The 11,114-nt window shown below is 67.8% G+C and carries 11 protein-coding genes; 7 read left to right on the plus strand and 4 right to left on the minus strand.

All coding sequences use genetic code 11. The features are described 5' to 3' along the window. Positions 1-4: 4 nt before the first annotated feature. Positions 5-1,243 (minus strand): hypothetical protein, encoded by a 1,239-nt coding sequence (locus AC07O0_RS06575; protein ID WP_494621184.1) that lies wholly within the window; start codon positions 1,241-1,243, stop codon positions 5-7. 192 nt (positions 1,244-1,435) lie between these two features. Further along, positions 1,436-2,101 carry a TenA family protein gene (locus AC07O0_RS06580; protein ID WP_494621186.1) on the minus strand — a complete coding sequence of 222 codons (666 nt, stop codon included), beginning with the start codon at positions 2,099-2,101 and terminating at the stop codon, positions 1,436-1,438. Between the two features lie 161 nt (positions 2,102-2,262). Between AC07O0_RS06580 and AC07O0_RS06585 the strand changes: the two genes are divergently transcribed. After that, positions 2,263-2,652 (plus strand): DUF6152 family protein, encoded by a 390-nt coding sequence (locus AC07O0_RS06585; RefSeq protein WP_494621188.1) that lies wholly within the window; start codon positions 2,263-2,265, stop codon positions 2,650-2,652. A gap of 6 nt (positions 2,653-2,658) precedes the next feature. Next, a complete protein-coding gene (locus tag AC07O0_RS06590; RefSeq protein WP_494621190.1) occupies positions 2,659-3,126 on the plus strand; it encodes a DUF2214 domain-containing protein in 468 nt (155 codons plus the stop codon). 6 nt (positions 3,127-3,132) lie between these two features. On the opposite strand, the gene AC07O0_RS06595 is transcribed toward AC07O0_RS06590, so the two are convergent. Beyond that, positions 3,133-4,053: a MerR family transcriptional regulator gene (locus AC07O0_RS06595; protein ID WP_494621192.1), complete on the minus strand. Its 921-nt coding sequence runs from the start codon at positions 4,051-4,053 to the stop codon at positions 3,133-3,135. 170 nt (positions 4,054-4,223) lie between these two features. On the opposite strand from AC07O0_RS06595, the gene AC07O0_RS06600 reads away from it, so the two are divergent. The 5 genes from AC07O0_RS06600 (at position 4,224) to AC07O0_RS06620 (ending at position 10,668) form a co-directional block, all read left to right on the plus strand. Next, complete coding sequence (locus AC07O0_RS06600; protein WP_494621194.1) at positions 4,224-5,450, plus strand: GGDEF domain-containing protein; 1,227 nt, start codon at positions 4,224-4,226, stop codon at positions 5,448-5,450. Between the two features lie 57 nt (positions 5,451-5,507). Continuing rightward, entirely contained in the window at positions 5,508-6,476 is a 969-nt protein-coding gene (locus AC07O0_RS06605) for a Gfo/Idh/MocA family protein (protein WP_494621196.1), read from the plus strand. Between the two features lie 61 nt (positions 6,477-6,537). Then, entirely contained in the window at positions 6,538-7,104 is a 567-nt protein-coding gene (locus AC07O0_RS06610) for an ImmA/IrrE family metallo-endopeptidase (RefSeq protein ID WP_494621198.1), read from the plus strand. A 64-nt stretch (positions 7,105-7,168) separates the two neighbouring features. After that, positions 7,169-8,359, plus strand: a complete 1,191-nt coding sequence (locus AC07O0_RS06615; protein ID WP_494621200.1) for a pyridoxal phosphate-dependent aminotransferase — start codon at positions 7,169-7,171, stop codon at positions 8,357-8,359. A gap of 59 nt (positions 8,360-8,418) precedes the next feature. Further along, entirely contained in the window at positions 8,419-10,668 is a 2,250-nt protein-coding gene (locus AC07O0_RS06620) for a mechanosensitive ion channel family protein (RefSeq protein ID WP_494621202.1), read from the plus strand. A 21-nt stretch (positions 10,669-10,689) separates the two neighbouring features. On the opposite strand, the gene AC07O0_RS06625 is transcribed toward AC07O0_RS06620, so the two are convergent. After that, entirely contained in the window at positions 10,690-11,076 is a 387-nt protein-coding gene (locus tag AC07O0_RS06625) for a hypothetical protein (protein ID WP_494621204.1), read from the minus strand. Positions 11,077-11,114 lie beyond the last annotated feature (38 nt).

Genomic DNA, 11,114 nt, shown 5'->3' on the forward strand with positions numbered 1-11,114 from the left:
GGGTTCAGGTCAGGAGCCTGTCCTCGAGCCACTCACGGATCGCCTCACCAGCAAGGGCTTGCCCGCTCGGCTCTCCTGCCAGCACTGGCTGGCCGTGATGGTTGCCGCGGATGACCGCGATCCCCTTGTCCGCGGTGCCGAGCGCAGCCCAGATCGCGTCGAGATCCCCGGGGAAGACGCAGGCATCCGCCGTGTAGCGGATGACGAAGGTGGGTTGCGTGATCGCCGGCGCACAGCGCAGGACGCTCGCGCGCGAGGACAGGCCCGACCAGGTCGAGAGCCAGCTTTCAAGGGTGCAGACGCGCCCGAAGCCGACGCCGTTCATGTTGGTCTTGAACGGATCATTGCCCCATAGGGAACCGACGAGTCTGTCCGTCGGATCGAGGCTCAAGTCCCAGTTGCGCAGATCGGCATCGGTGCGCGGTACTTCGAAAATCTGCTGCCAGCCCGCGGTGAGCTTCTCGACATCGATGCTGCCGTCGGAGAGGTTCTTGCGGGCGGACATGCGCAGGCGAAGCATCTCCCGCGCCTTGGCGTCGATGGTCTCGACGCGCCTGCGCTGCGCCTCGCGATAGCGCGCGACGAACTCGGGAGCGTATGTCGCTCCGTCTGGCCTGAAGCCGTTCGCGGCACTGAATGGAAAGAGAGAGGGGTCGACCGACAGCGGTTCACGCTCATCGACGACGGACGGGTCGAGCGAATTCATCAGCAGGATTCCCTGCCCGGGATGCGGGGCGACCATGACGACGATGTCGGGCCGGGCCATCGGTGCCTCGGCCAGACGTACGGGACGGCCGGCCGGCGTTCGCTTCTCGCGTAGCTCGGGCGGCAGGCCAGCCTGCTCGGTGTAGTACGCATAAAGCCCGGCGCCGCCGGAATTGCCGACCAGGACGATCTGCTCGTAACGCTCCTTGAGGAAGGAGGTGCCCGCATCGACGTCGAGCAGAGCGAGCTCGTGCTCGAGCCGCGTGTCGTTGCCGGCCGAGCGCGACGCCTGGACCCAGACGGCAGCACCAGCCTTGAGCAATTCCGGGACGAGATAATGGGTCGCGAGGATCTCGCGCGGATGCATGATGCAGCAGACCGACTTCTCGCCACCCATGCGATAGAGGAAGCCGTTGACATTGGCGCCATCCACGGTGGTCAGCGAATGCACGGATGCGATCAGGCCATGGGGCAGGTCCGCCTCGTTCCACTGAGCGCCACGCAGACCTGCCAGTGGGATGTTCTGCGGTGCGTTCACGGTAGCCTCCCCATCGCTATGGCAGGTCGTAGCCATTAATTGAGATAGTGTCAATATTAAATTATTGCACGATCCGGGCGCTATCCGCAGGCCTCGTCTGGCGCTCAGCGCAACGGCGGGCACCAATCCGGGCCAGCTTGAGATGCCCTAGGGCAGGCTCGGGCATGGGCCTGCGCGGCGGGGAGAGCGAAGCTATTTCGCCCCTTGGAGGCCCATCTGCCAGAAATCGGCCTCCAGACGCGAAGCCTGGCCGAACAGGGCGGCGAGCTCGCTAAAGCGTGCTTCCGTCATGGCGCGGGCGGCGAGGGCGTCGAGATGGCGGCGGGCGTCGCGGGCGACCTGCTGATAGGGCTCGCCGGCATATTCGCCGATCCAGTCGCGATAGGGATGGCTGTCGAGCACCGGCCCGAGGCCGGCGGCCAGGCGCGCGCCGATCTCGGCATAGCCGATGACGCAAGGGGCGAGGGCGACATGCAGGTCGAGCAGATCGCCCGAGACGCCGCAATCGAGCACGAAGCGGGTGTAGGCGACCGTCGTTTGGTGTTCGGGCGCGGCTTCCAGCTCAGCGGGCAAAAGGCCCCAGCGGCCGCAGAGTCGCACATGCAGGTCCATTTCGAGATCGAGGATGGCGGAGAGCCCGGCCTTGGCGGCGCGCATGTCGGCGAGGGTGCGGCTCTTATAGGTCGCCAGCGCATAGGCGCGGGCGAACTGGATCAGAAAGAGATAGTCCTGAACGAGGTAGGTCCGGAAGGCCGCCTCGGGCAGCGAGCCGTCGCCCATGCGTCGGACGAAATCGTGCTCGACATAGGAGGCCCAATCGGCCGCCGCCGCGGCTTTCAACCTGTCGAAGATGTCCACGGCCTGAGCTTCCTTTCGGGTCGGATTCGCGCGGCAGTCATAGCGCAAACCGTCCCTGCGTGGTGCGCCACGGATGACGCAGCTTTGATCCGCCCCGGCGGCGACAAGGCGCCGATGCCGGGTTAGCCTCCGCGCGTTCGTGCAACCAGGAGGGTTCGACGATGACCCGTTTCGTGATCGGCCGAAGGGCGCTGCTCTGCGGCGCGGCTGTTTCCGTACTCGCGCTGCCGGCCCTGGCGCATCATGGCTGGGGCTGGGCTGTCGACGAGCAGAGCGAGCTCAAGGGCACGATCCGCTCGATCTCGATGGCGCCGCCGCATCCGACGCTGCAGGTCGCGGCGACCGACGGCGTCCTCTGGCAGATCGACCTCGGCAATCCCAATCAGACGGCGCGGGCCAACTTCACCGCCGAGACGGCGAAGGTCGGCGATGCCATCACCGTGCTCGGCAACCGCCATCAGGACGCCAGCAAGAAGCAGATGAAGGCGGTGCGCATCACCATCGGTGGCAAGAATTACGACATGTACCCGGAGCGGATCAAAACGAACTGAGCCCCCGTGGCCACGCTGATCGACTGGCTCGGCAGCTGGCCGGGGGCGGTGCTGCTGCAGCGTTCCGGCACGGCCTACCTCTTCGTCAACGCCGCGCACATCCTCGGCATCGGCCTGCTACTCGGGGCGATCCTTCCGCTCGATCTCCGGCTCGCCGGCGTATTGCGTGCTTCGGCGCTGCCGCTGGTCGGACCGATCCTGATCCGGACGGCCGCATTCGGGCTGACCCTAGCGCTGGCGACGGGCTTCTGGCTGTTCACGGTGAAGCCGGGCGAATATCTCGGAAACACCGCCTTCCTGATCAAGCTCGGCCTGCTCGCCTTGGCGTTGGGCAATATCGCGCTCCAGCATCATGGGCTGAAGCCGGCGCTGGCCGGCGGCGAGATCGGCCTGCGGGTTCGCCTGCTGGCCACTCTCTCCGCCTCGCTCTGGCTCTGCGTGCTGGTCGCCGGGCGCTGGATCGGCTTTGTCTAACGAGCGTCAGACGACGAGCGCCGCCATCGCCTCGTTGATCCACCACCATTCACGGCCGGGCGCGTCCTCGCCGCGCAAGGTCGCGAGCAATTGCTGGTAGCGCAGCGAGCGGTCGTGATGCCGGCGGTACTGGTCGAGGTGCCAGGCGCGGAAGGCATCGTCGGGCTGGCGTTTCATCGCCCCGGCCGAGGCGTTCAGCCAATCGCGGGCGATGGTGCGGCCGGCTTCCGAACCGGGAGCTTCGCCTGCGGCCATCGCCTTGCGAACCTCAGCGAAGATGCGCTCGGCGGCGGCGTGATAGGCGGCGGGGTCGAAGTCCGGCGTCCACATCAGTTCGGCGTCGGCCTTGGCGCGGGCGATGACCGTCTCGTCGCTCAGCATCGCCCGGAGCTCGGCGAAGGCGTCGATCTGCTCTGGCGTCGGATCGTCCGGGAGCTCGGGCGTGCCGGCCTCGATCGCCTTCTGGCGCCAGTCGGGATTCATCCTGTCGCCGGTGACCTCGTCATAGAAGCGTTCGGTCAAGTTGCGCATCTCGGCATTGGACAGGCTGGTCATGGTCCATAGTCTCCTGAGGTCGTCTGCGGTGGGTTCGGGATTGCGCAGGGCGGCGCGCAAGGTCGCGGCGATGCGGCGCTTGCCGGCGATCTCGGCCTCGAGCGCGGATAGGCGCAGCGCCAGCAATTCGGCGAGCGAGCCCTTGCGGGCGAGGATGCCCTGGATCGCGGCGAGGCCGACGCCCATGGCGCGCAAGGCCTGGATCAGGTCGAGGCGCGCCGCATCGGCGTCCGAATAGACGCGGTAGTTCGCCGTCGTGCGGGTCGCCGGCGGCAGCAGACCCTTGTCGGAATAGAAGCGGATGCGGCGCACGGGCAGGCCGCAGAGGCGGGCGAGCTCGCCGATGGTGTAGCGTTGGTCGGTGGCGGTCATGGGGCTGTCCTAACGTCTCCACCAGATGGAGGGTCAAGCGGCCCGCGATCCAGCAATCGTTCGAATGCGAGGGATCGCGACAGGGGGATCGAAACCCTGTCCGGCAAAAACTGTGCGTCTCTCGCAATGCGTCAAAGCGGCGTTAGCCAGTCGCGGCCATCTTCCTGCGCGTGCACGCCCCACGCCACGACCCGATCTCCCGGCACGCCGAACCGGCGAGCGAAGCGCCGAGCGCCGCCGCGCCGGCACGGCGCATCGACGGCCTCGGATTCGAGCCGGCACTGGAACGCGAATATCGGCTGCACATGCGCGCCGAGCAACGCCGCAGCACGCTGGTCTGCCTGATCACGGCACTCGGCATCTGGCTGACCTTCATCGGGCTCGACCTGACGCGGCTCGACAATCTCGTCACGATCGGCAGCGGCGACTACACAATCGAGCTCGCCATTGTGCTGAGGCTCGGGACGCTGGCCGTGATCCTGCGTCTGGTCTGGATCGTGCGCCACAACCGCCTGGCGCGTTCCTACCATCACCTCACCATGCTGGCGCTGGCGCTGATCGGCGTGACCTGCGCCTTCATCGCCAACATGTACAAGCTGCGCGGCCTGCCGCAGGCGGACATCGCCCAGCTCGTGATCATCGCCGCCGTGTTCCTGCCGGTCGGATTGACCTTCCTGCAAAGTCTGAGCATCGCCCTGCTGATCGCGGTGTTCACCACGATGCTCGGCTTCGTCATGCTCGAGCCGGCGCAGTTGATCGAGCATGGCCGCCTGTCGATCCTGCTGTTCTTCGCCGTCTTCGTCAGCGCGGTCGGTGCCTGGCTGCGCGAGCGGGCCGAGCGCGACCAGTTCCTGCTGCGCCGCATGCTGCATAACCGGGCGATGTCGGATGCGCTGACCGGTGTCGCCAACCGGCGCGGCTTCGAGGAGCATGTCGCGATGGCCTTGCTGCAGGCACGGCGCGACCGGGCGCCGGTCGTGTTCGCGGTGCTCGATGTCGACCATTTCAAGCGCTACAACGACCGCTACGGCCACCAGGCCGGCGACATCGCGCTGGCCTTGATCGCCCGGGCCATCGACAGCAGGCTGCGCCCGCCGATGGACATGGTCGGGCGGCTCGGCGGCGAAGAGTTCGGCCTGCTGCTCTATGACACCACGCCGGAGAAGGCGCAGGAGCGGCTGGAGCGGGTCGCGCAGGCGATCGCCGAGCTCAGGATCGAGCACGCCGCCTCGCCGACGGCGCAGCACATCACCGTCAGCATGGGGGCGGTCGGCTTCGACGGTCAGGAGACGGCCGCCGATCTCTACCGGCGTGCGGATGCAGCGCTCTATGCCGGCAAGAACTCGGGGCGAAACCGGGTCGAGCTCGGCGAGGGCAGCGAGCGTCTCGCGGGGTAGCCGCGGACGCCATCGGGCTGCTATGCGGCATCGATTGCATCGCTTCGAGAGAATCCCATGTCCGCACCTGTTTCCATCGGCCTGATCGGCGCCGGCATCATGGGAGAGCGCATGCTGCGCGCGATCCTGGCGCAGTCGCCCGAACTCGTGCGTGCCGCCGGCATCTGGGATCCGTCGGGCGAGGCGATGGCGCGGATCGCCTTCGAGTTGCCGCAGGTCACGCAGCTGTCCGATGCGGCGGCGGTGATCGCAGCGAGCGACTGCGTCTACATCGCCTCGCCGCCGGCCTCCCATCTCGGCCATGCCCGCGCCGCGCTCGCGGCCGGCAAGAGCGTATTCTGCGAGAAGCCGCTGGCGATCGACGTTGCCGACTCCAGGGCCTTCGTCGGCGAGGCCGGTGGCCGGGGCGCGGTCAATTTCCCCTTCGCCTCTTCGCCCGCCGTCTTGCAATTGCAGGATTGGGTCGCTGCTGGAGCACTTGGCAGTAATCGGCGGATTGCGATCGAGGTCGCCTTCGCGACCTGGCCGCGTTCCTGGCAGGCCGATGCGGCGGGCTGGCTCGACCGGCGCGAGCAGGGCGGTTTCACCCGCGAGGTCGTCTCGCATTTCCTCTTCCTCAGTCGCCGGCTGGGCGGGCGGCTGCACGGCCTGCAGGCGAGCGCCTCCTTCCCGGAGGCCGGCAAGTCGGAGCGCCGGATCGAGGCTCGCCTGATGGCCGGCGACATTCCGGTGACGCTCACCGGCAGCGTCGGCACGACCGAGAAGGACGATCACAACATCTGGATGCTCGAAGGCGAGGGCGGTGCGGTCCGGCTCTGCGACTGGTCACTGGCCGAGCAGCGCCAGCCGGACGGTTCCTGGCAGCGCGCTCCCGATGCGCTGACCCAGCTCGAGGCGCGGCCGGTCGCGCTGAAGCGGCAGCTCGAAGGCGTAGCGAAGCTGACCCGCGGCGAGCCGCATCAGCTGGCGACGCTGGAGGAAGCGCTGAACGTGCAGGAGATCGTTGAGGCGATTCTTGCCAGCTAGCCGCCTTCATTGAGGCGACATGGCGGGAGGTCTATGATCGGCGGGCTCAGGAGGCCTGCCGATGCGCCATGCCTTCCTCACCGACGCGCAGATCGACGCCCGCGCTCTGGCGCATCGGCGCGGGCTCGGATTCAGCGACGACGAGGCGGTCGAGGTCATGGCGTTGCTCGCCAGCCTCGAGGCGCGCTATCCGGAATTCTCCCATGAGCGCGTACCCGACGGCTCTCTCGGCGAAGCCGAGGCCCAGTGGGATTCACAAGCCAAGCGCCTGCGGATCCCGGAAGGCGTGTTCCAGGCGGCCAATCGCGGCGAGGGCAGGGCCCTGATGACGGTGGCGCACGAGGTTGGCCACGCGCTGCTCGGCCATCAGGGCAATCTGAACCGGGGGCCGGCCGGCGGACGGGCCGAGCGGGCCTCGGCGAAGCTCCGCTCGATGGAATATCAGGCGCGGCGCTATGCTGCCGCCTTCCTGATCCCCGATACGCCGGCGGTGCGGCTGCTCGACGCGACCGCGCTGAGCGAGCGCTACCGGGTCAGCATGAGCGCCGCGATCGTGCGCCATAGCGAGCTGCGATCGGGTGAAAGCGCGCGAGCCCTGCCATTGCGGCAGGCCGAGCTTGACCTCTGAGCGGCTTGCGGTTCGTCCGCCGGCGGGGCATGGCTCGGGCAACGTGACGATCATCGAGGCTGCTATGACCATCGCCGTTCCCGGCCTGCCGCCGACGCCGAAGCCCGCCGCGCGGGCGCAGGGCGTCTCACCCTTCATCGTCATGGACGTGATGAACGCCGCCGAGGCGATCGAGCGGCGCGGCGGCTCGGTCGTGCATATGGAGGTCGGGCAGCCTTCGGCGCCGACGCCGACGAGCATCCGCGCCGCTGCGGCAAGGGCGCTGGAAGACGGTCGCATCGGCTATACCCAGGCGCTCGGCATCGGCTCGCTCCGGGCTCGAATCGCACGGCATTATCGCGACACCTATGGCGTCGATGTGCCTGCCGAGCGGGTCGTGGTGACGACCGGCTCCTCCGGTGGCTTCATCCTGAGCTTCCTCGCCTGCTTCGAGCCGGGCGCGCGCATCGCGATCACCGCGCCGGGGTACCCTGCCTATCGCAACATCCTGACCGCGCTCGGGCTCGAGCCGGTCGCGATCCCGGTGGGGCCGGAGACGCGCTATGCGCTGACACCGGAGCTGATCGCGAAAGCCCATGGCGAGAAGCCGCTCGCCGGCGTGCTGACGATGAGCCCGGCCAACCCGACCGGCGTGGTGATGGCGCCGGAGGCGATCGCGGCGGTGGCGGCCGAGTGCCGGCGGCTCGGGCTCTGGTACATCTCCGACGAGATCTATCACGGCCTGACCTATGAGCGGCCGGCGACGACGGCGCTCGCCGCCGATCCGGACGCGATCATCGTCAACTCCTTCTCCAAATACTATTGCATGACCGGCTGGCGGGTCGGCTGGCTGGTGGTGCCGGAGCGGCTGGTGCGCGTGATCGAGCGGCTGCAGCAGAATTTCTCGATCTCGGTGCCGATGCTGAGTCAGGTTGCGGGCGAAGCCGCCTTCGATGCGATAGAGGAATGCGAGGCGATCAAGGCCGGCTATGCGGCGAACCGGGCGTATCTGCTGAAGGCGCTGCCCGAGATCGGGCTCGGCGACTTCCTGCCTGTCGACGGCGCCTTCTACATCTATCTCGACATCGGTCGATATTCGAATGATTCCATGAGCTTCTGCCGGGATGCTCTCGAAAACGCCGGGGTCGCGATCACGCCCGGGCTCGATTTCGACGAGGGGCGCGGGGCGCGGACGGTGCGGCTGTCGTTCGCCGGCTCGCTGGCGGAATGCGAGGAGGCGGTCGCGCGCCTGGGCCGCTGGCTGAAGGCGCGCTGAGCCGAGTGCTTGCAAAGGTCTGATTGTGGACTCAATCTGATAGGGCTCGGGGACAGGACATGGTCGCAATGCGGAACTGGCTGAGAGCCATGGCGTTGTGCGGGGCGGCGCTGCTGGTTGGCGCTGTCGGAGTCCCGCTGCCGGCCGTGGCGCAGCACGCCAAGACGGACTCGTCGACCGTGTTGACCCTGCGCGGCGATGAGACGCCCGAGGCGGTGCGCAAGCTGGTCGATGCCTTGTCAGCCGGTGGGCGCAAGGTCGAGATCAGGATAGCCGGCAAGGGCGACGCAGCTGCCGCTCCTGCGGCGCCGGCGTCTGCCGCAACTGGTGCAGCACTGCCACCATCGTCGAGCAACGTTCCGGCAGAACATGAAACCCAGGCCGAAGCCTTCTGGGATCATTTCGTCGATGGGGTGTCGCAGGGCCTTGGGGCCGTACCGCGCCTTGCCCAGATACCGGATGCCTGGCGTAGCGCCTGGGCGCAGAACCGCAATGGTTCGGCCGGCTGGTGGCTTGCAGTAGGCCTTGTACTCGCGTTTGCCGTGGCCGGACTGTTCCGGCTCGCGACCAATAGCTGGTTCACACGACGGCTGCGGCCGGAAGGACCGGAGTTCACGCCGCGCCTGATCGCCTCCTCCTGGGGGCTGCTGCAGGACCTGGCGACGCTTGGGCTCTGGCTCGTAGTGCTGCATGCGGTGCGCAGATTCTGGCTGCCGGAGCCCGACCTCGCTCACATGGTGCTGCGCACGATCGCCAACGGTCTCACCATCGGCGCCGGATATCTGATCCTCGGACGTTTCCTGCTCGCTCCCGGCGCCCCGGAACGCCGGGTCATGCCGTTGCCGCGAGCCGAGCGGGCCTTCAAATTCCTGATCTTCTTCGGCATCCTCACGCCCGTCCTGCTGACGGCAACCGTGTCGATCCAGCATGCCGCCGGCCCCGCAGCCGTCGTCGGGCTGTTCGCTCTGGCCGGCATTGTCGCGACCGTGTTCAAGGTCTGGTGGTTCATCGATGCGCGGCACGACCTCTCCGCGTTGATTCTCCATTCAGCGCATGAACCCGGGCCGGCGCGCCGCGCGATCGCGCTGACGACGGGTTGGCTCTACGCCGCACTCGCCGTGCTGATCTGGATGGTCGGCAATGCATCCTCGATGATGGAGGGGGGCGCGCGCTGGGCGGAGGCTGCCGCACTGACGCAGTTCATCATCGTGCTGGCTCCGATCCTGGCCGTCGGCGTCACCAGCCTGATGGCCTGCCGGCAGGCGCATGCAGCAGCAATGGGCGAGGTGGCGCCGCTCTCGCTCGCGGTCGGCCATGCGCTGCGTGCCGCGGCCGGCGGCGCGATCTGGGCCGGTGGGTTCTATCTGCTGGCGCGGCTCTGGGCCGGCTTCCTCTTCGGCGTCAGCTCCGACCAGTTCACCATGCTGATGCGCCAGGCCGGCGGCGTCGCCGTGCTCGCTTTCGGCGGCTGGGTTGCGATCGTCTTCCTGCGTAGCTTCTTCGACGCCTATACGCCGAAGCCTGTGGCGAGCCTGCCGGGCGACGAGGACGCCGTACCGCATGACCATGTGCCGTCGCGGCTGGCGACCGTACTGCCAGTGCTGCGTGGCGTCGTGCTCGCCGCCGTGTTCGGCCTAACCGCGTTGGTGCTGTTGTCGCGGCTCGGCGTCGATATCGGGCCGTTGCTCGCCGGCTTCGGTATTCTCGGCCTCGCTATATCCTTCGGCTCGCAGGCGCTGGTGCGCGACATCGTCTCCGGCTTCTTCTTCATGCTCGAGGACGCGTTCCGTGTCGGCGAGTATGTCGATACAGGCCGGCTGAAAGGCACGGTCGAGAAGATCTCGCTGCGCTCGATGCAGTTGCGCCACCAGAGCGGGCAGGTCCACACCGTCCCGTTCGGTCAGGTGCAGTCATTGACCAATGCCAGCCGCGACTGGGCGACGGTCAAGTTCAACGTCCGCCTCGATCACTCCGCCGACATCGAGAAAGCGCGCAAGACGATCAAGAAGATCGGGCTGGCGCTACTGGAGGACCCGGAGTTCGGGCCGCATTTCATCGCCCAGCTCAAGATGCAGGGCGTCGCCGACATCACCGACGCGGCCATCGTCATCAGGCTGAAGTTCACCGCCAAGCCGAACCATGCCTCGATGCTGCAGCGCGAGGCGCTGAAGCGGGTCTATCGCGGCCTGAACGAGGCCGATGTGCCATTTGCCTCGAACGCGGTCACGGTCAAGGAGGGAGGCAAGAATGCCGCCGCCGCGATCGCAGCTGTGCCGCCGCCGACGCCGCTCGTGCCGGCAGCGGAGTGAACGTCGGCCGCGCCGGGGGCTTCACCCGGGCTGTCGGCCGAACTCCAGCATCAGGAAGAAGCCAAAACCGAGCAGCGCCAGCAGGGCGCCCATGCCGGCGGCGAGCCGGGCAGCCGAGAGCTGCCCCACCCATTCATGGCGCCGGCCGGCGTGCTCGGCCGCGTGCTCGGCCGCGTGCTCGCGGCCATGCTTGTGGAACTGGCTGGCGTAAAGGTCGGGCGTCATCTGCGGGCCGACCGGGAGATTGCCCTCCAGCTCGTAGCGTACCGCGACGAAGAGGGTGAACAGGCCAAGCAGGCCGACACCGAGCCAGCCGAGCGCCTGCTGGGCGAGCCAGGCCAGCCCGATCAGGCCGGCGCAGGCGAACGCCCTCACGAACAGGCTCTCGCGGCTCCTCGGCGGGCGCATCGTCCCTCCCAGTCATGAAAAAGGCCGCCGCGATCGCT

The sequence above is a fragment of the Allobosea sp. GW821-FHT10B12 genome (assembly GCF_059415545.1).